17 protein-coding genes are annotated in these 23893 nt (G+C 57.2%); 8 read left to right on the top strand and 9 right to left on the bottom strand.

Features of this window, described 5'->3' with window-relative positions; genetic code table 11:
- Positions 1-171 precede the first annotated feature (171 nt).
- Complete coding sequence (locus RBB77_RS11375) at positions 172-1146, top strand: class I SAM-dependent methyltransferase (RefSeq protein WP_353067477.1); 975 nt, start codon at positions 172-174, stop codon at positions 1144-1146.
- A 126-nt stretch (positions 1147-1272) separates the two neighbouring features.
- Here RBB77_RS11375 and RBB77_RS11370 read toward each other — a convergent pair whose 3' ends face one another.
- The 5 genes from RBB77_RS11370 to RBB77_RS11350 all read right to left on the bottom strand — a co-directional run bounded on the left by RBB77_RS11370 (position 1273) and on the right by RBB77_RS11350 (position 8483).
- Entirely contained in the window at positions 1273-2832 is a 1560-nt protein-coding gene (locus tag RBB77_RS11370; protein WP_353067475.1) for a PAS domain S-box protein, read from the bottom strand.
- A 430-nt stretch (positions 2833-3262) separates the two neighbouring features.
- The gene (locus tag RBB77_RS11365; protein ID WP_353067472.1) at positions 3263-4216 is read right to left on the bottom strand and encodes a hypothetical protein; all 954 of its coding nucleotides are present in this window, start codon (positions 4214-4216) and stop codon (positions 3263-3265) included.
- A 94-nt stretch (positions 4217-4310) separates the two neighbouring features.
- Positions 4311-6734, bottom strand: a complete 2424-nt coding sequence (locus tag RBB77_RS11360) for a TonB-dependent receptor plug domain-containing protein (protein ID WP_434557109.1) — start codon at positions 6732-6734, stop codon at positions 4311-4313.
- 68 nt (positions 6735-6802) lie between these two features.
- Complete coding sequence (locus RBB77_RS11355) at positions 6803-7339, bottom strand: hypothetical protein (protein ID WP_353067468.1); 537 nt, start codon at positions 7337-7339, stop codon at positions 6803-6805.
- Positions 7340-7493: 154 nt separating this feature from the next.
- Complete coding sequence (locus RBB77_RS11350; protein WP_353067466.1) at positions 7494-8483, bottom strand: quinone oxidoreductase family protein; 990 nt, start codon at positions 8481-8483, stop codon at positions 7494-7496.
- Positions 8484-8970: 487 nt separating this feature from the next.
- Between RBB77_RS11350 and RBB77_RS11345 the strand changes: the two genes are divergently transcribed.
- The 4 genes from RBB77_RS11345 (at position 8971) to RBB77_RS11330 (ending at position 12635) form a co-directional block, all read left to right on the top strand.
- The gene (locus tag RBB77_RS11345; protein WP_353067464.1) at positions 8971-9990 is read left to right on the top strand and encodes an ATP-grasp domain-containing protein; all 1020 of its coding nucleotides are present in this window, start codon (positions 8971-8973) and stop codon (positions 9988-9990) included.
- Between the two features lie 20 nt (positions 9991-10010).
- On the top strand, positions 10011-11048 hold the full coding sequence (locus RBB77_RS11340; protein WP_353067462.1) for an LLM class flavin-dependent oxidoreductase: 1038 nt from the start codon (positions 10011-10013) through the stop codon (positions 11046-11048).
- Between the two features lie 145 nt (positions 11049-11193).
- Complete coding sequence (gene bla, locus RBB77_RS11335; protein WP_353067460.1) at positions 11194-12051, top strand: subclass B3 metallo-beta-lactamase; 858 nt, start codon at positions 11194-11196, stop codon at positions 12049-12051.
- A 128-nt stretch (positions 12052-12179) separates the two neighbouring features.
- The gene (locus RBB77_RS11330; RefSeq protein WP_353067458.1) at positions 12180-12635 is read left to right on the top strand and encodes a hypothetical protein; all 456 of its coding nucleotides are present in this window, start codon (positions 12180-12182) and stop codon (positions 12633-12635) included.
- Positions 12636-12656: 21 nt separating this feature from the next.
- On the opposite strand, the gene RBB77_RS11325 is transcribed toward RBB77_RS11330, so the two are convergent.
- From RBB77_RS11325 to RBB77_RS11315, 3 genes are all read right to left on the bottom strand, one after another.
- On the bottom strand, positions 12657-13631 hold the full coding sequence (locus tag RBB77_RS11325) for a glycosyltransferase family 2 protein (RefSeq protein WP_353067456.1): 975 nt from the start codon (positions 13629-13631) through the stop codon (positions 12657-12659).
- A 126-nt stretch (positions 13632-13757) separates the two neighbouring features.
- Positions 13758-14093, bottom strand: a complete 336-nt coding sequence (locus tag RBB77_RS11320; protein WP_353067454.1) for an energy transducer TonB — start codon at positions 14091-14093, stop codon at positions 13758-13760.
- Between the two features lie 68 nt (positions 14094-14161).
- The gene (locus tag RBB77_RS11315) at positions 14162-14947 is read right to left on the bottom strand and encodes a DeoR/GlpR family DNA-binding transcription regulator (protein ID WP_353067452.1); all 786 of its coding nucleotides are present in this window, start codon (positions 14945-14947) and stop codon (positions 14162-14164) included.
- A gap of 254 nt (positions 14948-15201) precedes the next feature.
- Between RBB77_RS11315 and RBB77_RS11310 the strand changes: the two genes are divergently transcribed.
- From RBB77_RS11310 to RBB77_RS11300, 3 genes are all read left to right on the top strand, one after another.
- Complete coding sequence (locus RBB77_RS11310) at positions 15202-18654, top strand: TonB-dependent receptor (protein WP_353067450.1); 3453 nt, start codon at positions 15202-15204, stop codon at positions 18652-18654.
- 259 nt (positions 18655-18913) lie between these two features.
- Positions 18914-19849 carry an N-acetylglucosamine kinase gene (locus RBB77_RS11305; protein WP_353067448.1) on the top strand — a complete coding sequence of 312 codons (936 nt, stop codon included), beginning with the start codon at positions 18914-18916 and terminating at the stop codon, positions 19847-19849.
- Positions 19850-20091: 242 nt separating this feature from the next.
- Complete coding sequence (locus RBB77_RS11300; protein ID WP_353067446.1) at positions 20092-20838, top strand: copper homeostasis protein CutC; 747 nt, start codon at positions 20092-20094, stop codon at positions 20836-20838.
- A gap of 567 nt (positions 20839-21405) precedes the next feature.
- Here the strand turns inward: RBB77_RS11300 and RBB77_RS11295 are convergent.
- The gene (locus RBB77_RS11295; RefSeq protein ID WP_353067444.1) at positions 21406-23775 is read right to left on the bottom strand and encodes a winged helix-turn-helix domain-containing protein; all 2370 of its coding nucleotides are present in this window, start codon (positions 23773-23775) and stop codon (positions 21406-21408) included.
- Positions 23776-23893 lie beyond the last annotated feature (118 nt).

Genomic DNA, 23893 nt, shown 5'->3' with positions numbered 1-23893 from the left:
TGATTTTTCTTGAAAGTGGAGACTATTGGCGTTGCGGAGAGTACCACCGACTGGCCTGGGTTGGGTTCGGACGAAGATTTGACGATTGGCTGACGACGGTGTGACAAGACCAGGGTCGGGGGAGTGATAGTTTTCTCTTGTTCCCATAGTCACGGGGAAGGCTTGTCACAAATGCCACAGGAGATGCCAGTCAGAACGTTGTTGAGGGCGACTCTACCGAAGAGTTTGTATGGAGGGCTTCGTTCCGTTAAGAGTTCTCCTGCACGTGCGTTTCAGTGGACGATGGACCGGTGCGGATTTGTGGTGGCGCGGAAGAGCGACTACTACTCCCCGCTGCCGTCGCGCGAAGCACTGAAGTCTACGAAGAGACGTTGGAGCGGGCCGAGTTCGCTGCTGGGTGTGGAGTACGACCTGGAGAGGATGAAAACGAAGCTGGCGGATCTGCTGGGCCGCTATCTCGGCGAATTTTCCGAGATATTCACCTCGTATGAAGAAGCGCTACAGCTTGGGTTCGGGCCTGGGTATCCGAGGTTCGATGCGGAGGTTCTGTATGCGATGCTGCGGGCGAGGAAGCCTGCGCAGTATGTCGAGGTTGGTTCGGGGCTGTCGACCTACTATGCGAGCCTTGCAGCGATGAAGAACGCGCGTGAGGGCTATCCGATGAAGATTACGTGCATCGAGCCTCATCCATTTGCTGCTCTGAAGACGCTCCCCGGGATTAGCGTCCTGCAGCAGGAGGTGCAGGATGTGGGGTTAGAGGTGTTTACTTCGCTCGGCAAGGACGATGTGCTGTTTATCGACTCGAGCCACATTGTTCGGGTGGATGGGGATGTGCCGTTCCTGTTTCTTGAGGTGCTGCCGGCTTTGCATTCGGGCCCGCTGATTCATATTCACGATATTCCGTTTCCGTATCACGGTCCTTATCCTGCGGAGTACTGGGTCTATAAGAGTGTCTGGCCGATGTGGTGGAACGAGTCGATGCTGCTGCATGCGCTGCTTTGCGGGAACAGCCAGTTTTCGGTGACGTTGTCGACTCCGTTGATTCGCCATCATGATGAGGCGTTTCTGCGGACGGTTGCGCCGGGGTATCGGGGGATCGACGAAGAGCCCAATACGTTTTCTTCGATCTGGATTGAGCGGGTTTAGCGGTGGATCTTTTCGCGGACCAGCTCGCCCCTGTGGAACTTCCGGTATGCAGACCATCCCGGAATAACTGACGGAAAGAGCATTTATCGTTACTCATTGCGTGCGGGACCTTGAGGGTTAGCGCAGCTATCTTTCGGATGATTCGTAGGTTGTGTGAAGTGGCAGGAAGATGCGGATGGTTGTGCCGTGCCGATCCGATTCACAGATGCTCTCAATGCTAATTCGCCCCCCGTGCCCTTCGACGAATTGCTTTGCGACGAACAGTCCAATTCCTGTGCCGACCGTAGCCCGTGTCGTGAAGAAGGCGTCGAAAACCTTCGGCAAATCCGTCGGGGCAATTCCTACTCCATCGTCTTCAACAATCAGGACAACCCCGTCTCCCGTACTCGAAGCATCACTAACGGAAAGCGAGAGCGTTCCACCCCTTGGCATAGCATAGATTGAGTTTGCAATCAGGTTAGAGACTACTTGCATTATCTCGCCCCGGCGAAGCACGATCTTGGTCGAAGGATCGATTGATCTCCTGACGGCAATGTCGACTGCGGTACAGCGCGGTTCGTAGATGGTGAGCGCATGCTCTACGATTTCACTGACAGACGCCAGGCTAGCCGCGGCATGCTCGCGATAGTACCCCAGAGTTTGCTTGGCGATATGGGACACACGTCCGAGTTCTTCTTCCGCGGTCGCCAGAAAGTTGCGGCCTTCGTCATCTGTGATCTTTGTTCGCAGCAGATAGAGCAGGTTCATTACCGCTGCAAGTGGATTGTTGACCTCATGCGCAATCGTCGCGGCCATGCGCCCCGTTGCGGCCATTTTCTCCGCTTGCAGAAGGGATTTCTCCATTCGCTTGCGGCTTGAAACATCACGAAGGATCTTGGATGCTCCAATCACCGTGCCCTCTTCATCCTTGATCGGCGAGACTGTAAGCGACACCTCAACAAGCCTTCCATCCTTGGTGAGCCGGACTGTTTCGAAGTGTTCGACCCGTCGCCCAGCGCGAACGCTTTCGATGATCGTCTTTTCGTCCGAGTGAAGGTGCTCTGGAATCAGTTTAAGAATCGAAGTTCCGATCATCTCGTCCGCTGAGTAACCGAAGACCCGTGTCGCAGCATCGTTCCAGCTCGTGATAGTACCGTTTAGGTCTTTGCTCACAATGACATCGTCGGAGGATGCGACGATCGCTGCGAGTTCGCCAAGACGTTTGGCACTCTCTCGCGTCCTCTCGCCGCTCTCCTGAAGTTGCTGTGCAGCGGTCATTTCACGAGTAATATCCTGGCAAACTACGAGTACACCGAGCGCGTCGCCGCCTGCCCCGAAGATCGGACTGTAGCTGTAGGTCCACCGGATATCCTGCAGTCTCCCATCTCGGAGGATCGGGACGACGGCGTTTTCGTGCGATACCGTCTCTCCATCATGCATGACGCGTTTCAGGTTTGGGCCGACGATATGCCAAGCGTCCCACCAGCACTCCTGGGCCGTTTGTCCCAGCCCCGAGGGATGTCTCTCGGCGAGAAGGGGAATAAAAGCATCGTTGTAAAGCTGTACCAACTCCCTACCCCAGAAAATCAGCGAGGGAAAAGCGCATGAAAGCATGAGGTTGGTCGATAAGAGGAGGGCTTCGGACCAATCTTCGATCGGTCCAAGCGGAGTTGCACTCCAGTCATGAGCCTGGATCAACTCAGCCATTCGGCCTGTGCTGCGTATCAGGCTTTCTGGATTACTTTCGGTTTTGCGATGAACTGACGATTCGATTGGCATTGGGAGAGTGAAACATTCAAACAGCTTGGCTGGATGGGCCAACCGCGAAACCTAAGCATTCACGAAGCTGCTCAGCAGAATACTCCCCGAGAGGAACGTTTCAACAGAGTAATTCCCTCTTCGAGGTGGAGCGGCCCTATCGGTAGCTTCAATATAGGGCAATTTTTGTGCAAATTTCGAACCTCGCTCGCATAAACAGGCTTCCGTGCAGCAGTGTCGCTCGGATGCTTAGTATAAATCGCTGAGTCACTTATCGAGTCTGATTTGTAACGACAACTCGTCATAACGGGAGTAATTCTCAATCCGCAGACGGCGGCTCCTCTTGAGGAGCCGCCGTCCGTGGTGAGATGTTTGTGGATTAGTTCGAAACGATGGTTCCTGGACGTACTTGAGAGGGGGCACGAAGCTTGGTCTTCGGCAGATCGGTTGAGGTTTTCAAACCGACGAGTTTCTTGTTGGAGTCTGCAGAGAAGGTGGCGACGTAGGTATTCGCGATGTCGTTCTGAAACTGTTTGAGGTACGGCGCCATGGAGACGGGGTTCTGGCCGGTGCTTTGGTAGAGGGAGAGGCCGCCGGTTCCCTCTGCTAGTTCAGCCAGGTAATTTTGTCCGCTGAAGCTGCCGCGGCCACGACCGAATCCGGCATCGTTGAAGAAGATGGAGTAGACGGGGACGCCTGCGCGCTGCGCGTCGGTGACCGTGGCGTCGACGTAGGGGCTGTTCTGATTAAGCGGGCTGGTGCTGCCGTTGTAGGGGTCGACGCCGTTGGTGATCATGAGGACGAAGCGTGGCTTGTGGGTGGGGCCTTCGCTACGCTGAACGGGGTTGATCTCATTCTCGGCGCGACCGGGCCAGTTCTTTACGAACTCAGAGAGACAGAAGTAAGGGCTGGCGCTAGAGCCGGGAATGCCGCTGGGAATGCGGATTCCCTGGGCAACGGCTGCGAGATTGGAGGTGAAGCCTGAGGCGCCTGTGCCGGGGAAGACTGTACCGTTCTGCATGTAGCCGACGTAGACTTCGGTGCCTGGGGGGAGGCCGGTGATGAAGGCACGCAGGTTGTTCATCTCGCGTGCGACGCTGGTGCGCAGGCCGTCGTCGATGAGGAGCGCGACCTGGGCACCGCCGGGCGGAATGGCAGTGAGGTTGGTGAGTTGGCTGGCGCGGTTGTCTACTTTGATCGTGAGGTTGTTTGCGGCGGGGCTAACGGGATTTTTCGAGTCGAATGCGACGAGAGCCTGGGTGGCAGTGAGGCCCTCCTGGGCGTTTGCTGCCGTTGCTGCGAGGAGAGTAAGTGCAAGCAGATATCGGGTCATTTTTGTTTCCCTTCGGTGAATTAGACGGTGCAGCGTGGCTCGGTGATTCAGAGAGCGCAAGAACATACAAGATAGAAACACCGAAGAGACAAACTTAGTTGCCACCACCGATACGGATCTTCATTCCGGCTCGGATGGTGAAGGGCAGGCCGGGATAGCCGATGGGGCCGATGTGTTGCTGGCTGAGAAGATTGTCGAGCTGCGTGAAGGCAGTGACGTGGCGGGTGGCGTAGTAGAGGATGTTGAGGTCTAGTTTGGCATAGCCGAAGTCGAGATCGCGGTTGGGGAGCAGGAGTGTGTTGCCGCCGTTGCGATCGTTGTGGAGCTGGAAGGTGGAGTCGTCGCTGCGGCTGGCTAACGCGCCGCTGATAGAGGCGGAGATTTTCTTGGATGAGTATTGGACGGCGAAGAAGCCTGTGTCGGGGGGCAGGCGGAAGGGACGGTTGCCGATGATGGGCGAGAGAGCGCCGATGGGGATGCCGGGGAGTTCGGGGTTGAATGCGGGAGTGACGTTGTCGGAGGTGAAGGACTGTTCGACTTGAGAGTCGAGGTAGGTGTAGCCGCCTCGGAGGAAGAGGCGAGGGAGTGGCTGGTATTGCAGCTCGGCTTCATAGCCGCGGGCGATGTAGGCGAGGGAGTTTAGCGAGGCGCTGGGTATTTGGAGAGCTATGTTTGCGGGGATGCCGAAGAATTGTTCGAGGCCGTTGGGCGCGAGGCGTTCGAGCTGATGGCTGAACTGGTTGTGGAAGTAATCGGCTTTGAGGATGAGCTTCTGACCGACGATGCTCTGGTCGACGCCGATGTCGAAGGTGCGGGAGCGTTCGGCGGAGATTGGGCGGATGTTGTAGGTGGCGATTGCGGATTGATTGCCGGTCTGATCGAGAAGCGTGGAGAGGCTGGTGAATTGATCTTCGAGGGTGGGCTCCTGAACGCCGGTGGCGCCGTTGGCTCGAATGACGGTCCCGCGAAAGAAATCGTTGCCTTGAGGGGCCATAACGTATGTGAGGCCGAAACGCGGTGTGCCTTCGGTGCCGTAGAGGTGATTGCGTTCGATGGCTCCGCCGAAGGAGTAGAAGACTCGATGGTTGAGATCGCCGTGGAGTTGGAAGGTGTATTGATAGTTGGTGCGATCGGCCTGCTGGTTGAAACCGCTGGTGGGGTTGTAGAGGCGGCCACGCTCGTCTTCGTAATGGAAGCCGAAGAGGGTGCCGATGCGGAAGGGAAAGATGTAATCGGTCTGGTAGTAGAACTCGTCACGGTTGTGGACGTTGTCGAGGGTGGGAGAGATGAAGGCAGCCTGACCGGTGGCGGTGTAGCCGTTCGCTCCGCGAAGGGTGACTATGTTGCCGTAGTTGATGGTGGGTTCGGTGATTCCGTCGATAACTGTGGTGGATTGGTCGAACTGCTGCTCTTGTTCGCGCTTGCGGGCGATGCCGTAACGCGCAAGGTTGTGCCAGTTCCCTCCTAGTACGTTTTCGATGGTGAGGCCGGAGTAGAGGTCCTGGTCGGCGTGTTTGCCGGAGGCGGAGAAGCCGTAGATGTCATGCGCCTGGGGGAGGCCGACGGCGGAGTCGGCGTTGCGGATGGTGAAGCGAGCGGAGGTGTTGGAGAGGATGTTGTAGCCGATGTTGGCGGCGCTGGTGATCAGATGGTATTGATCCCGCGGGAGGGCGTTGGAGGTGTTGAAGCGGCTGAAGGCGGCCTGGTAGTCGAGCCTGCTAAAGGCGCCGGAGAGGATGGCTTCGTTGCGGTAGGTGCGGAAGTTTCCGGCGTCGCCGGTGTAGTTGATGGTGGGACTGAGGAAGTTGCTGCTGGTGGTGGCGAGGTTGACGACGGAGGCTTCGGCGCCCGTGCCGTAGAGGGCGCTGTTGGCGCCGCGATAGATCTCGGGACCGTTGAGAGAGGTAGTGGAGACGCGGCTGAAATCGAAGTTGCCGCCTATGTCGGTGGCTGGGATGGTGTCGATGAGGATTTTGTTGGCGTCGGGGGGGCCTCCGCGTACGTAGAGGGTGATGGGACCGCCAGCCTGGCCTGTCTGGACGGCGTTGGTGCCGGAAACCTGGCGGAAGCCGTTGAGGAGATTGACTTCGGTATCGAGGTCTTTTTGCGGGATGAGGGTGATGGCGGCGGGGACCTGCTCGATGGGCGTGGAGATGCCGGAGGCGGTGATGGCGAGCTGTGGAGTGACCTTGGAGTACTCCATGACGATGCCGCGGGTGACGACAGAGGTGCGGCCACCGTAGAAGGCGTCGCTGATGCTGGGTGTGAATGGCGATTCTGCTGAGAGAAGGACGAAGCGACCGGAGAGGGAGCTGCGGATCTCGTAGGTTCCGTCCATGAGAGACATGGTGAAGGCGATGACGCGCTGTCCCTGTACGAGTTGAATACGAGCGTTGCCGAGAGGGGCGCCGAGTGGTGTGGTGACGGTACCTCGGACGACTACAGCTTGGGCAGGTAGAGAAAGAAGAGCTGCCGCGACGAGGGCGATAAGTCTTTTCGTCGCGGAACGGGAATGCACACAGAACATGAAGAAATTGTACGGTGGAGATGAGGTGGCCGCGATCGATCACCTACGAATCTCGGCGGCTAGAGAAGTGCCATGAGATGGAGTGCAGCGAGGGCTACGCACGAGGCCGCGATCAGGTTTGTGGCGAATCCGAGCTTCCTGGCACCGTATATGTAGACGAGAGTGAATGGAACGATGAAGCTGAGTTCGATCCACCAATAGATATTTGCGCCGAGCCAAAATTTTCTTTGGCCGAATGTCCACAGGTTCCAGCCGAGGTGGATGGTTGAGTGGGGATAAAGAGCGAGACGAGCAGGGTGAATCAGGAAGTCGAGCAGCAGATGAGACAATCCTGCGGCCCAGATTGGAAGCATTACCTCCCAGCCTCTCTTCCAGAATATGGCTGCGAACAGAGAGGACCACACGAGGATCATCAAAGCGGAGTGCGACCAGTCATCGAAGAAGGCTTGTGGCGGGGAGGTCGGTTCGATGCCGGCAAGTGCGAAGGCGATCCAGAAGAAATCAGGGAGGAACGCGGCTGTTATGAGAGCCCAGGCGGGAGCAGCTGGGGCTCGTGACTTAATTGCGAGGCCGGCGGCGAAGTGGGCGGTGTACATCAGTTCTTCGTTTGCGGGCCGAAGGTGTTGATCAACGAAAACAAGAGAGCGGGAATCAGGATGAACAGGAGTTGTTGGATGGCCTCTTTCGAATGCATTGAGTTGCCTCCTGCTGACAGAATAATCTGCTCCTCCTGCTTTGGCTTCAGCCTTATCAGGGGATGAGGAGGATTTTGCCTGTGGTTCGACGGGACTCGAGATCACGGTGGGCCTGGGCGGCGTCGGCGAGTGGGTAGACGTGTTCGACGCGGAGCCTTAGTGTGCCGTTTGCGATTGCATCGAAGACATCGTTTGCGCGGGTTTCGAGATCGGCGCGGGTAGCGGTGTAATCCTTGAGGGTGGGGCGAGTGATGAAGAGGGAGCCCATGGTGGAGAGGCGGATGAGATCGAAGGGTGGGACGGCTCCGCTGGCTCCGCCGAAGAGGACCATGACACCACGCGGGCGGAGGCACTGGAGAGACTGCTCGAAGGTGGTTTTGCCGACTGAGTCATAGACGACGGGAAGGCCTTTGTTGCCGGTCAGGGATTTGACCTTTGCGGCGAAGTCTTCCTGGGTGTAGAAGATGATCTCGTCGGCCCCGGCTGCGCGGGCGAGGGTGGCTTTTTCTTCGGTGGAGACGGTGGTGAAGACACGGGCGCCGAGGGCTTTCGCCATCTGGATGAAGAGGAGGCCGGTGCCGCCTGCGCCTGCGTGGATGAGGACCTCGTCGCCTGGCTGAACGGGGTAGGCGGCGCGGAGGAGATAGTCGGCGGTCATGCCCTGGAGGATCGCGGCGGCGGCTTGCTGGGTGGTGACGCCATCGGGGATGGCTACGAGACGGGCTGCGGGAGCGACGGCAAACTGGGCGTAGGTGCCGGGGATGAGGCACCACGCTACGCGATCACCGGGCTTGAAGGTGGTGACGTCGGAGGCGACAGAGACGATGGTGCCGGCGGCTTCCTGGCCGAGGGTGTAGGGGAGTTTCGCGGGGTAGCGGCCCTCGCGGAAGTAGGTGTCGATGAAGTTGACGCCGGAGGCTTCGATGCGGATGAGAGCTTCGCCGGGGCCTGGGGTTGGCGTGGGAAGCTCGGTGAAGGTGAGGACGTCGGCGGAGCCGGTGGTGAGGATCTGGATGGCTTGCATGACTGGTTCAGGGTACAACATGCTAAATTCTTTTTCCGCAGGTGCCAGTCGGAAACGGTTTGTTTAGGAGACTTGATCTTCCGCCATTCTCACAAAACCCTCAGTCCAGTGATCCTGTCCGACTCCGTATGTATGGATCTCAAAGCCTTCGGGATAGTCAACGAACCCCGGCTGCGCATTCAATCGGCTAGTAGCGTCTGCCGCGTTTGCTTCGGACAGGTACACCCCGATCAAGAGTTCTGTGTCCTCTTCATTTTCCCGCTCACGGACATACCAAAGTAAATAGACAATATCCATTTCCACACTGTACTTTCGCCATCTTCCTCTGAATACTAAATAGAGGAATTACTTGCGATTGCAATTCGCCGAGCCATTCAGTTTGAAGCGCGCGGGTAATTTCTTCATCTAAAATTGAGATATCAGATTCGAGAGGCTACCGTTTGGGCTCTCTGTTGTAACCGAGCGATTAGTCTCGAGTCGAACATTGAAGAGGATGTGAAAGAAGATTATGTCCAGCCGTCAGTCTTTGCCTATTGCGATCTATTATGAGCAGCCGATCTGGTTCAAGCTTTTATTTGAGGAGCTGGATCGTCGTGGTGCCAACTACGTGAAGCTGAGTGCGGTGGAACATAGTTATGGGCCGGAGGATCATCCGGAGGAGAAGTACGCGGTGGTTCTGAACAAGATGAGCCCCTCGGCGTGGAATCGTGGGCATGGAGATCAGATCTTTTATACGTTGGGGTATTTGGAGCATCTGGAGAAGCGCGGCGTTCGCGTGGTGAATGGCGTCAGGGCTTTTCGGAGCGAGCTGTCGAAGGCGGCGCAGCTTTCGATGCTTGAGGCGCTGGGGCTGGGGTATCCGAAGGCGCGGGTGATTCATCGGGCTTCGCAGGCTAGCGCGGCGGCGGAAGGGTTGCGCTTCCCTGTTGTGGTGAAGCCGAATATCGGTGGCAGCGGAAGCGGCGTGGTGAAGTTCCAGACGAAGGAGCATCTGGCGGAGGCTTCGGCGACCGAAGACGGGCTGGCGCTAGGGATGGATTCGACGGGGTTGGTGCAGGAGTTTGTTCCGGCGCGTGGATCGTATATCGTTCGCGTTGAGGTGTTGAACGGAAAGTTTTTGTACGCGATTAAGATACATATTACGGGCGAGACGTTTGACCTTTGCCCGGCGGATATCTGCAAGACACCGCTGGGGGTTGAGCTGGATCGTGCGGCTTGCCCGATCGATGCGGCCAAGGATGGGTTGGCGGTGGAGGCCTTCGATGCGCCGCCTGATGTGATTGAAGAGGTGGAGCGACTGATGGCCGCGGCGGGAATTGAGTTGGGCGGTGTGGAGTTTATGGTCGATGATCGCGATGGAGTGAGGATGTACTACGACATCAATGCGCTCTCGAACTTTGTCGCGGATGGGCCGAAGGTGGTTGGGTTTAATCCGTTTGTGAAGCTGGCGGATTGGCTGGAGGCTGAGGCCAAGATCGTCAATGAGCGTCGCGCTGGTGTGCAGGAGCTTGCCGAGGTGGGACGGTGAGTCAAACGGGAAAAGTAGGGATGCGATATGGTTTCTGGTTGCCGGTATTTGGCGGCTGGCTGCGCAACGTCGATGACGAGAAGATGGCCGCGAGCTGGGAGTATGTGCGCGACCTGGCGAAGAAGGCCGAGACGATTGGCTACGATCTGACGCTGATTGCCGAATTGAATCTGAACGACATTAAGGGTATGGACGCTCCTTCGCTCGATGCGTGGTCGACTACAGCGGCGCTGGCTGCGGTGACGGAAAAATTGGAGTTGATGGTTGCGGTGCGGCCTACGTTTCATAATCCGGCGCTGCTGGCGAAGCAGGCCGCTACGGTTGACCAGATGTCGCGTGGACGGCTGACGCTGAATGTGGTGTCGAGCTGGTGGAAGGATGAGGCGACCAAGTACGGTGTTCACTTCGATGAGCATGACGACCGCTATGCGCGGACGTCGGAGTGGCTTGATGTTGTGGATGGGTGCTGGAAGACGCAGGGATTTTCTTATAAAGGCTCCTACTACGACGTGCGGGAGAATGTGCTTTCTCCCAAGCCGGTGAGCAAGCCTCGGCCTACGCTGTATGCGGGCGGTGAGTCAGAGACAGCGAAGAACCTGATTGCCTCGAAGTGCGATGCTTACCTGATGCATGGCGATGCGCCCGAGGCCGTGGGGAAGAAGATTGCCGATATGCGTGAGCGAAGGGAGAAGCTGGGGTTGGGGCCGATGACCTTTGGCGTGGCCGGGTATGCGATTGTGAGGGACTCGGAGGCGGAGGCGCTGCGCGAGGTGGAGCGGATTACGGATGTGAAGCAGTCGGCGCGTGGATATGCGAACTATGAGCAGTGGGTTACGGGTTCGAATCTGCAGACGGAGATCTCGCTGAAGGACTATTCGGTTTCGAATCGCGGGCTGCGGTGCGGGTTTGTGGGGACGCCGGAGCAGGTGTCGGAGCGGATGGAAGAGTTTGCCGCGGTGGGGGTTGATCTGGTGTTGCTTCAGTCTAGTCCGCAAGCGGAGGAGATGGAGCGGTTTGGGGCACAGGTGATCCGCAAAACGGCAGGGGCGACAGCTTAGTTTTCATTGTTTGGTTTTCACGTTGATGAGCGTCCGTCTTGCGGCGGACGCTCTTTTCTTTGTGTGAAACGAGATGTACCGGAAAGGTTAATTCTCCGCGAGCGCGGCGGGTTGGCGGTCGTTAGGTGGAAGGTTATGCTTTGCTATGCTGGTTCGTTCCCTGTTGCTGACCTTCGTCTTTGTCTGCGGTCTTTTTGCGCAGGATCCCGCTGATTGGACCACTCCCCATGTGCCTTTTCGTATCGTCGGCAATGTGTACTACGTGGGAGGCATAGACCTGGCGTCGTATCTGATCACGACTCCGGAGGGACACATTCTGATCAATAGCGATGTGCCGAGAGACATTCCGCAGATCAAGAAGAGTGTCGAAGCGTTGGGGTTCAAGTTCAGCGATGTGAAGATTTTGCTGATCAGCCATGCGCATCGGGATCACTGTGGCGGAAGCAAGCTGCTGAAAGAGCTGACGGGCGCGAAGTATATGGTGATGGATCGCGATGTGCCGGTGGTGGAGTCGGGTGGGAAGGCAGACTTTCAGTATGGCAAAAGATCGGAGAACTGGTATCCCGCTACGAAAGTCGATCGCGTGCTGCATGATGGGGAGGAGGTTCGGCTTGGGGATGTTGTGCTGGTCGCGCACCTGACGCCGGGGCATACCAAGGGGTGCACTACCTGGACCATGAAGGTACGGCAGGCGGGTAAGACTTATAACGTGGTGATTGTTGGAGGTCCGAATGTGAATCCGGGATACAAGCTGGTGAAAAGCACTGTTTATCCAACGATGGCGCAGGACTATGAGTTGACGTTTCGGACGTTGAAGTCGTTGCCGTGTGATGTGTTTCTGGGGGCGCATGCGGGCTTCTTCGCTATGAATGAGAAGTTCGCGCGGATGAAGGCAGGCGATGCGAATGCGTTTGTCGATACTGCGGGGTATAAAGCTTATGTTTCGGATCGGGAGCAGGCGTTTCGGACGGAGTTAGCGAAGCAGTCGGGCAACGGGAATTGAATGTATCGTTGAGGCGAAAATTGAGTGAATGGGCGGAGAGCCGAAGAGTGAGCGCGATACTGCGAGCGGGGAGCATCGCCGGTATTCTGCTGATCGCTGGTTGTCACTCGGGGAATCGAAGTAATTCCTTGCTGGAAGGACTTTCAAGCACTGCGCAGCCGACTGCTTCCAACCTCGGTCCAAATCATCTGGCAGCTGAAGGTTTGGCTACGCTTACGGCCACGTGTGAGAAACAATCCTTTGAAAATGCGCGGACCGGCTTAATCGTGAGCCAAACGGGGTTGCGTGAAGACGTCTTCGCATTGAGAAGCCGAACGTACTCTTCCGTCGCGTTCAGCCTGGATGCTGCACTAAAGCTTGAAGAAGTATTGCGTAACGAGTTGAAAGACAAAAAGCAACCAGGGGAGCAGAGGGAGTGCGTTCAGCAATTTGAAGGGTATCTGGAGACGCTGACCGATCCATTGGTAGAGCAGGACAAGCTGTCCAAGGAACTCGACGCTTCGGCGTTCAAGGATTCGACCAAAGAGGCGCAGGAAGAGCTGAAGAGAGAGAAAGAGACAGAGGAGATGGCCCCGAAAAAATAATGCGGGGCCATCGTCTGTTGGTTATTGGATGAGGCTCTCTTCAGAGCGCAGGCGAAGGATTCGGTCTACCGCGTAGGGTGCGCGGTGGGCGGCTGTGTGAAAGTGCCGTACCTGGAGCTCGCCGAGCAGACCGATCCCCATCATCTGGATTCCGGCGAGGATGAGGACGCCGGCAATGACGAAGAGCGGGCCGTGGAGGCTCATAATGTGCTGGTCAGTAACGATTTTGAGAATCAGAAGCCAGGCGGCCATACCAAAACCGGCAACCATGCCAAATGCTCCGATAGTGCCGAAGAAGTGGAGCGGACGCGTCATATAGCGCAGCAAGAAGCGAATGGTCAACAGATCGAAGAAGACGCGGAAGGTGCGGGAGATACCGTAGTGGCTCTCGCCGAACTCGCGGGCAGGATTGGAGATGGGAATCTCGCAGATGCTGGCTCCGTACCAGGAGGCGAGGGCGGGGATGAAACGATGCATCTCGCCGTAAAGGGGGATATTCTGGATGACCTCGCGGCGGTAGGCCTTGAAGGTGGTGCCGAAGTCGTGGATGTCGACGCCACTGAGGGCGGCCATGAGCCAGTTAGCCGCGCGTGAGGGGATGCGGCGCATGATGAAGTTGTCGCCGCGCTGGGAGCGCCATCCGCTGACAACGTCATAGCCCTCTTCAAGTTTGGCGAGAAAGCCGGGGATTTCGTCGGGGTCGTGCTGGAGGTCGCCGTCCATGGCAAGGATGAAATCACCCTGGGCGTGGTCGAAGCCGGCGGCAAGGGCTGAGGTCTGACCGAAGTTGCGGCGGAGTTTGATGACGAGGACGCGGCTATCTACGGCAGCGATCTCTTCCAGCAGACGATAGGTGCGGTCGCGGGAGCCGTCGTCGACGAAGACCAGCTCGAAGGTCTCGTTGACGTGCTCCATGACGGCCTTGAGGCGGTCGTAAAGGGTAGTTACATTCTCTTCTTCGTTATGGAAGGGTACAACGATCGAATATTTCGGCACTTTTCAATGATACTCCTGTGTTTGTCCTACTTGGATGACGACAGGAGGACAAAAAGATCGGAATTCTTCGGCTTTTCCGGCAGGCGTCTTGCGGTGCAGAAGCTATGCTATCGCTTTTTTCAAGTCCTAGAACCTGAATTTTAAGACGTAATCCATATTTTGAGGTTTGCCCAGGTAGGAACCTGCGACGAACTCGGCCTGTTGGGCAGCCGCGGTGGCTGCCTCAGCCAGGACGGGGTTGCCAAGCTCGACCCTTATCTCGCCGACTTTTCCGTTTTCGAGGACATCGACAATAAGACGGACCTGGCCGTGCGTTCTGTGGCAGGACTTCCCTGACCCGCAATCCGGATTCGGTATGCTGATCAGCCTGGGCGGCACGACCGAAGGCATGCTCTGAGCCTGCAGCGTCATAGTGACGGGCGCCACAAGAAAGATCACGAGAGGAGCGCAGGCTGGATGCATGGCTCATCGTCTCACGAGTTGGCCTGCGCGGAACGTTCATTTTTCGCTCCTGTGGGCTGACACTCGCGCTAGACGATGATCATCCTTACCTGCTTTCGTTGAAACTCCTCGACCAGTTTTGGATCGACGCTATCGTCTGTAATGATGGTATGTAAATCGGTGGTGGCGCAGACCTTTGTCGAGGTGAATATGCCGAGTTTGCTCGCATCGGCAACCGCAATCACCTGCCTGGCGTGCTTCACCATCTCCCCGAGAATCAAGGCTTCCTCGGATTCGATGACGGTGAGACCGTGCTCAGGATGGATACCGCATGCACCCATGAAGACTTTGTCGAAGAAAAGACGCTGTAGCGAGTCGAACGCCGTTGCACCTACCATTGAAAAAGCGCCCGGCCAGCGGATGGAGCCTCCGGTAAGGGTGACGCGTGCGTTCGGGAGGCTGGAAAACTCCATCCCGATGTTGACCGCGTTTGTGACGATATGGATGCCTTCGCGATGCCTGAGGCTGCGGGCCACCTGCGTGGTGGTGGTGCCGGGTGAGAGCGCGATGGTGTCGCCCTCGTTGACCATCTCCGCCGCTGCGATGGCGATGCGCCGTTTTTCGTTCGAAAAGCGCTCTTCGCGCAGCGGAAAGGCGGCGTCAAAGCGGAACGGCTCGTAGGTCATCTTGCCGGCCAGTTCGACGCTGCCGTGGGTGCGGTTTACCAGACCGCGCTGTGCGAGTTTGATCAGGTCGCGTCGAACGCTCGCCGGGGAGGCGTCAATGGTTGTCGCCAGATCTTCAACGCAGCTCTGGCCTTTCTGTAGCAGGAGATGAAGTATCTGGTTCGCGCGATCCTGGGTCTTCTGGGCCATGTCCTGTCCATTCTAATCACGCACAAATCTGCAAATAATTGATTTATTGGCAGACCGGCGGTTCCATTTTGAGTATTTGAACTAATTTTCTTCACAATTGTGAAAAGTCTGTTGACAAATGTTGACACAGATTTCTATCCTCAACCCACAATTTGATTTTTCTGACCGCACAAGCGGATGTTCGGCAGAGGCCAGCCGTAATGCGTGAAGCGGATCTTCCTATCTCCCACAAGACACCCTGGAGTTGTTCAAAGATGAATAAAGCAACGCGAAGCACAAAGTTTCTCAAACGTATCTCCGGGATTGTGATTGCCCTGGCAGCACTGTTCTTTACGTCGGGCCTGCTTGCGCAGACCGTAACCGGAACAATCACCGGCGTGATAACCGACCCGAGTGGTGCTGTGGTTGGGGGAGCGAGCGTAGTTGCCCACAATACCGATACCAACGTGGACTCAAGGGTGACAACCAATGCGTCGGGACTCTATCGAATTCAGTTTCTGCCCATCGGCCGCTATGAGGTGACGGTGGAAGCGAAGGGATTTGATAAGGAGACGATCCCAGCGTTTCAACTCGAGGTGCTGCAGATTACGACGTTCAATGTCACGCTTACGGTTGGATCCTCGGCGGAGGTGGTGAACGTATCCGAAGCGGCGCCGATTTTGAATACCAGCGACGCCACTTTGAGCGGGACCTTTACGGCGAATACGATTCAGAATTTCCCTTTGAATGGTCTCGATTTCTCTGCTCTGACCCTCTATGTCCCGGGCTCGGTAAGCACCGTGGGCACATCGGGCACGACCAGCATTGAACGCAGCACTCAGTCCACCGATTCAATCAATCTGAATGGCAACCGCGCTCAGGCGAACAACTACACGCTCGATGGGATCGATCTGAACGAAACATTCAATAACCTGATCGCGTACAGCCCCGCGCCCGAGGCTTTGCAGGAGATCAAGGTACTGACGTCTAACTCGCCGGCAGACTATGGCAACGTCAACGGTGCCGGTGTGGTCGCCGTTCTCAAGAGCGGAACCAACCAGTTTCACGGTTCGGCGTACGGCTACGTGCAGGACTACAAGCTCAATGCCAACTCGTGGACCAATAACCACCAGAGTCCCATCATCCCCACCAACCCCTTCTCTCAGTCTCAGTTTGGAGGCACCATTGGTGGTCCGATCAAGCGCGACAAACTTTTCTTCTTCGCCGACTATTTAGGATCGCGCTTCCACCAGGGTGGGACTCATTCCGCAAGCGTCTTTACGCAGGCGATGCGCAACGGAGATTTCTCGGCGCTTCTCACTGGTTCGAATCCGATTCAACTGTACGACCCATTGAATGGCTTCGCGCCTTACGTCGGCAATAAGGGTGTACCGATCAACAACCCGGTTGCGCAGTATCTTTTTGCTCATCCGGAGCTCTACCCATTGCCCAATGCCACCCCTTCGGACGGCATCGCGAACAACGATTTTCAGGGACCACAACGAACCTTTAGAGCGAACAACCAGGGCGATATCAAAATCGAGTACACACCGAACAACGCCGATAAGATCAGCGGGTTCTTTTCGAAATCGGATGCCTACGATGGTGCTACCTCGGTTCTGCCTGTCTCATTTCCGAATGGCAGCACCTTCCCGTCGCAGCTGGGCGGCCTGACCTGGGTTCGCATCTTCTCGCCGTCGATCGTCAACTCGGCGCGCATCGGTTTCACGCGCATCAATTGGAACCAGGGACTGCCGATCGATCAAACTGGTGTGTTCGGCAACAACGGAAACGCGGTTGTCGGTATCACTTTCCCCAACCAGGCCTTTCAGGGTTTTACGTTCCAAAATATAAGCGGTGGCTTGAACGGCCTCGGCAACAGTGCACAGAATAATGGCAGCCTGACAGACAACACCTACAGCTATATCGATAACCTCACATGGCAGCGCGGCAAGAGTACGTTCAGCATGGGCGTGCAGGCACTTCGCTACCAGAACAACTATCCGACCAGCAACAATAACGGCTTTCTTGGATCGCTGAACTACACCGGCGCGTTTACTGGCAATCCTTCGCTGGCTAATGCAGGCGGCTATGGAGGCGCGGACTTTGTGCTTGATCGTGTCAGTGGAGCAGCCGCCACGTTGGCGAGCGTGAACGTCGGGCAGCGGCAATGGCGTGTAGCTGGGTTCTTCAGCGACGACTACAAAGCCACGTCTCGCCTAACCTTGAACGCCGGTCTCCGCTACGAGTATGACCAACCCTGGGTGGAGTCCAACAACAAGACCGGCAACATCGACATCGCTACGGGTCAGGTAATTTACGCGAGCAAGATTCCCGTCGGTGCGCCCGTTGGGTCCGGCCTATGCAGCAATCGTGCATGCTACGACGCCAACTACCGCCAATTCACGCCACGTCTCGGCTTCGCCTATCAGGCAACGGATCGCTTTGTTATTCGTGGCGGTTATGGTGCAACCAGCTTCTTTGAAGGCAATTCCTCCAACCAACGTCTGACCTCGATCACTCCGTTCATTCAGGCGGTTAACGTCAACGTCGTCACGCCCACACCTGGCAACCCAGGAGTTCCGCGGACTGCGCAGCAGGGATTTACCGGCGGAACTGTAAGCTCTGGTGGCACCTTCAACGTATATCCGCAGAACATTCAGCCGGCCTATGTTCAGGAGTTCAATCTCACGACGGAGTATGCGGTCACTCGGTCCTTGTCGCTACAGGTCGGTTACGTCGGTGAAATTGGCCAGCATATCGAAGACTACGGCAACCTCAATCAGTGGCGGGTCAATGGCGACCCCACCTCGGCGCCCTACTACAACAATCAGTTCATTGGTATAAATGCGATCGATCCTTCGGTAAGCATCGGCTCCAATAGCCTGCTCATCACGGAGTCTCGTGCAGCGTCGAACTACCAGGCCCTGCAGACGATCCTGCGTCAGCGGACGAATCATGGGTTGGAGTTCACCGTGAACTATTCCTATGGGAAGGCTTTGACCAACAGCGCGGGCAACTATGCGGTGAATACCTCAGGTGCCAGCAACTTCGGTCAGGGTGCCTTCCAGAACTACTACGACAGCGCTGCCGATTGGGGTCCCGCTGCCTACGATGTACGTCACAACTTCAGCGGCACCGGCGTCTATTCCCTGCCCTTCGGCCACGGCAAGCAGTATCTCTCCGGCGTCAACCGCGCGGTGGACGAGGCGATTGGAGGATGGAAGGTCTCGACCGCCGCAGTGGTCTATAGCGGATTTCCGGAGACCATCAACGGACCCGGGAACAACTCCAACAGCTTCGGCAATGCGCGGCCGAACCAGTACCGCGCATTGAAGATCGTGAATCGTACTATCGACAACTGGTACGGCACCGATCCTTCTGCTATTCCCTGCACCACTCCCGGTGTTGACAACGGTCTGTGCGCCTTCGGAGCGCCTGCCCCCAACACCTTTGGTGACGCGAGGAACGGCAACACGCGCGGGCCTCGCTATCTAAACGTCGATATGTCGGCCTTCAAGGACTTCACTATTATCCGTGAGCAGACCCTGGGCTTCCGGTTCGATGCCTTCAATGCCTTCAACATCGCCAGCTATGGCAATCCAGATACAAACATCGGCGACGCCAACTTCGGCAATATCTCAAACCAGGGAACTGCTAACGGAATCCAACAGGCCGTTCGTTCTACGGAACGCCGGCTGCAGTTTTCCGCCAACTATCGGTTCTAGGACGGCGTGAAACAGTCCTCGAATATCGACCAACCGCAGTATCAACATCACAGGGGCAGGGCTTCGGCTCTGCCCCTGTCACTTGCTGGCTGGTGTTTTCAAAAATACCGACGATGTCTTGACGAACTTGCCCAATCGGCTTGCAGAAACTGTACAAAGGTTGCTGCACACGATGTGGCAACACTATCGCGATTAGAAACAAATATCCTGTCTTCGTTGCTGCTATCTTTTTGAAGTTATGGAAAGAAGAGGAATCGGCTTGGCGTTCTATCTTGCACTGGATGTAGGCGGCACAAAGACAGAATATGTATTGGCAGATGACACCCGTGAACTCGCGCGAGTCCGTGGGGGCACCATCAAACGCATGCGCACCGATGCACACTCTGCGACGCAGAATCTCGAGAAGGCGCTTGCCGAGTTGACCGCGTTGACTGGAGTTTCAATGAAGTCGGTCACACGCAGCTGTGTCGGTGCCGCTGGCATAACGGTCGCACTGGTGACCGATTGGATACGGGAAGCCTTCGCCGAGCGCGTCGGCGGTTCGCTGATCCTCGTGGGGGATGTGGAGATTGCGCTCGATGCCGGCTTCTTCGGCGGACCCGGTGTGTTGGTGATGGCTGGCACAGGCTCCAACGTCGCTGGGCGCACCATCCAAGGCGAACTGACCACGGCCGGCGGATGGGGCCCCGCGTTGGCTGACCAGGGTTCAGGCAGCAGAATCGGCCATCAGGCGTTACGCGATACCTTTTTTGCCATCGACGAAGATCGCACGACTGCACTGCTGCCGGCGATTCTTGAGCTGTGGCAGCTTCCCGATCTCGAATCGCTGATAGGTTATGCCAACCAGATCCCTTCCCCTGACTTTACCCGCCTTGCTCCCCTGGTCGTGAGGTGTGCCGCAGAAGGAGATGCTGTTGCGCAGAACGTTCTTCACCGCGAAGCAGAAGAACTGGCTTACCTTGCGCATCTTGTCATCGAGCGCCTGCGGCGGGACCCATCCAACCATCGTCCAGAGTGGGTTCCTGAGCTTGCGTTTACCGGCAGCATCCTCGAACATGTAGCCCCAATCCGTGAAGGAATCGTTTCTGCCCTGCGACGCGACCACCCATCCCTGAAGGTTTTGCCAGGTACTGTCGATCCCATACTCGGTGCGCTCTGGCGCGCGCGTACCGGCTCGCTTCCCGTGGCAGGCTGAGTTAGGAAGGAACGTGGGGGATACGGATCGTGACCGGCTCGCTGCTCGCTCCTGGCTGCGAAACTAGGTAATGCGTTTTCCTTGTCGTTGATATTCTCATAAATGTGATTATTTGAAGTTCAAATTTTCACTTTTTGAAGTTATCCTGTATATCGTTAGAGCTTCTACCCGTCGTTTGCTTCGGGTCGTCGCGTCGACTATTTCCAAGGATCGGAAAGCTTTTGGGGGTTTGTGTAATTCGGATGCGCAAAATCATCTTCGAACTCTGTGCAGAGAGTCTTCAGGCCTGCCTCGCCGCGCGCGAAGGCGGTGCCGATCGCATTGAGCTTTGCACCGCCCTCAGCGAAGGGGGGCTTACGCCGAGTCATGGTCTGACGCGTGCTGCGATTCTTCATAGCGGCCTCCCCGTTCACGTCCTGTTGCGACCGCGAAGTGGTGACTTCCACTACACGGACGATGAGTTTTCCCTGATGCGGGAGGATCTCCTTCACGCGCACAGCCTTGGAGCCAGCGGCTTTGTCCTTGGGATCCTGCGAACCGACGGTACGGTGGACATGGAACGCACACGCCAACTCGTCGAACTCGCCGCGCCACTCGAGATCACCTTTCATCGTGCCTTCGACTACACCATCTCACTGGAGCAGGCTCTCGAAGACGTCATTGCCACTGGCTGCAGGCGCGTTCTTACCTCCGGCGGCGAACCCGATGTGCTGGCGGGAGCAGACAAGCTTGCGCGATTGGTCGAGATCGCTGACGGAAGAATTGATATAGCTGTTGGTGGAGGTCTGCGAATCAAGGACGCTGCAGCCCTCGCGCGGGCTACCGGTGCCAACCATTTCCATGGTTCTCTGCGGCGGAGCGAAGCCAGCAAGATGCAACACGAGCGCCGCTGGGTGCTGGAAGACCCAGATTCGCTCGACGGCACCTCGCGCTTCGTGGTGGACGCCGGCGATGTGCGGACCATGATCGGGAACCTGCGTAGTTCATGAACTTCTGGTCACATGCGACACGGATCGATGCGGGTTGAATCGACCTTGGATGCTAGTCCGGTATGCCTTTAGCTTTGCAGATGGAGCAGCTGCGACGGTGCTCTATAAGAAGCTCCCTGGCTTCGACGTGTTCGCGCTTTACCGTCTGCAACCTTGCCTCGCGGACTAGACGCGGTGATGCGTTTGGAGAAGTACTATCTAGATCGTTCTCGGCGGCGAGAAGTGTTTTGGTAGCTTCTTCATAGTGCCGTTCGACTCTGTAACATTCCTGGTTTGACATGAGTAAGCCTAAAACGTCAGTGACCTTTCCAAGATTGTTCGTATCCTTGCCTTCACGCATCCATTCGAGGATGGCGAGGAAGGCCCTTCGTCATTCGTCACAATCATAGGTGAGCGCTTGCAAAGACGCGCAGAGCGGGCATCGGCCAATGTCTTGCGCCGCTCGGATACTTTCTCGAGTGACAGATCCCTCCCAGCTACTCCGACACAGTTCACGAGACTATCCCCTTCGGCGAAGAACTATCCCTCAAAACAGGAAAGATATTCAGTTTTGCCCTTTTGGCCCACCTATTTGGCCAAGCTAACTGTTTGCAGGGTAGCGAACTCTTGTTTGGCTTGCTTGAGATACATCGCATCGGGGTCGGCGTGAGCCCATAGGCTAAAGAAGTGCTGATAGGCATTAGTAGCCGCAGCGCGATTGCCTTCAGCGGCAAGGGCGCGGCCGAGGCCAAGCCAGGCGAGCGGGATGTTTGCGGAGATGGGCTCGAGGGATGGATGAGCGAGAACCTCACGATACTCTTTCTCCGCACGCAGAGGCTCACCGGCGGCAAGGAAGGTGTCGCCGCGAAGCTCGGGCAGAAAGAGGTCTCTGCCATCGAGGGCGCGAGTAGGCTCGAGGACGGCGACGGCGTCCTTCGGCTTGTGGCTGGCCAGATCGATCTCGGCCTCAATATAGGGAGTCCAGAAGAGGTTGACCAGAGCTCCCTTTGGGTACTTGGCCTGCATCGCCTTGACGCCGGCGAGCGCGCCCTGAGGATCGCCGGTGTAGGCGAGACCGAGCAGATACCAGGGGTCCGCGGGATCTGGGGGCACGCTGTGAAAGAGCTTTTCGCCGGCCTCCTTTTGTCCTGATTCGATGAGCCCGACCACCACGATTCTGGAGTTGCTGTCGGCGACATCGGCCAGACCCTGGGTGCGGAAGAGAGCGGCTGCTTTGCCCAAGAGCCTTTGTTCATCTGCCAGCCTGCCCTCGGCTGCCGCGATCTGAGCCTGGGTAAGGAAGAAGAACGGGGAGTTGGTGTGGGCCGCGCTCCAGGCGATCTGGGTCTGCATGAGCACGTCGTCGCGCTGGTAGTAGGCGAGCTCCATATAGAAGTTGCGCACGCGGTCTCCATCGAGGCCTTTGGCGATAGCGCGATCGAGGGTTGCGCGGGCCGCGGTTGGATTGTTGGCGTGCAACTGCCTGACCGCGAGGTTGACGTACATCGCCTGGTTGGACGGCATGAGTTCCAAAGCTCTCTCGCTGGAGGAGACGGCTTCGGAGACGCGGCCGATCTCGTGTTGTACGCTGGAGAGATTGTTCCATGCAGTGGCGTTGCGGGGATAGATCTCGGTCCAGCTCTGCAGGTTGCGCTCCGCCGCAAAGAGGTCTCCGGTGACCAGGGTGTTGTAGCGGGCCACGATGGCGAATTGCACGGCCTGGCTGACGTAGCTGCGGAGGTTATACGCCTTCTGAATGGCGGCTAGCTCGGCCTCATGATCGCCCGAGCCGCGATAGTTGGTTGAGAGATCGAAGTAGGCCGTGGCGAAGTTGGGATCGAAGGCGATGGCCTGCTTGAGCAGTTCGATGGCCTCGGCCCGCTTTCCGCGTTCGGAGTCGTAAGAGGCGCGGCTGTAGGCTTTGAGAGCATCGAGCGAGGCGGTGTCGGCGGAGAAGAGCGGAGTGCTGAAGCGGGCGATGCTTCTGCGGGACTCGCCCAGCGTCTGCCGCAAGGTTTCGGCCAGGCCATCGATCTCGCGGGGGAGATGTTCGGTGCTTTCGACCTCGCGTTTGGCGGCCCCGATGACAGAGCCATCGACGCAGTTACTGGCTTCCTCCGTGATGAGAAAGTGCTGCCCGACCTTCGCGATATTGCCTGACAAGACACCCTGGCTATTGGTGCGCTCGCAGACCTCGCGGGCCATCGCTGGAGTCATTGCCTCGTCCGGCTTATGCATCATCTGGGTCAGGGTCGCCCCGACGATTGAGCCCGGAACCACCGAGACATAAGGACTCTGCGCCAGATCCATGCGGAGAGCTTGAGTGAGCGATTTGTCTAGGATGGCGTCGCCAGTCGTGCCTTCCATCGGGGTCAGCACTAACTGCACTGGCGCACCGCCCGAACGATCCAGCCAGCGCTGCCAGCCAAACCAGACTGCGACGCAAAGCGCCACCGCAACAACGGATCCACCGGCTATCCAATAGATATGACGCTTTCCAAGGGGAGCGGAGAGCAGCGGCTGGGTGACTTCGAATCTCTGGGACGCCGACTCCGATGTGTCCACTTCTTCTTCAAGGGTGATCCGGGTGATGGATTCGCTGGCGCTGATCACCATGCGATCCACAGGGAGCTGCTCCGTGATGATGGCGGTAAAGCGGTAGCCGCGTCCGGGCACGGTCTCGATGAACTTCAAGCCGGAGTCGTGCCGGGATAGCGCCTTGCGGAGCAGAAAGATGTGCTGGGTCAGATTGCTCTCTTCGACGAATGACTCCGGCCAGAGCGTACGCAGCAACTCTTCCTTCCCCACCACCCTGTCGGCATGGTCCACCAGGTAAAGAAGCAGGTCAAATGTCTTCCGATTGAGCGGCAGGGCCTCGTCACGCCAGCTCAATTGCCATCGTGCGCGATCAATCTCATACTCCTCAAACTTGACTAAACGATTCGCAACAAAGGACATAGACCGATTGAGCCTCAATTGAGGGGTGATTGAGCTGGACTTGAGGACGCCCCTTCGGCAGCCGTGGGAAAACAGGTTGTGCCGAGCGAAGCGGACTCGGAAAACTCTACGAAGTCCA

This window comes from Tunturibacter psychrotolerans, from assembly GCF_040359615.1.
Taxonomy (GTDB): domain Bacteria; phylum Acidobacteriota; class Terriglobia; order Terriglobales; family Acidobacteriaceae; genus Edaphobacter; species Edaphobacter psychrotolerans.
Note: the sequence above shows the minus strand (reverse complement) of the source record. Positions and strands in the feature narration are given on the sequence as shown.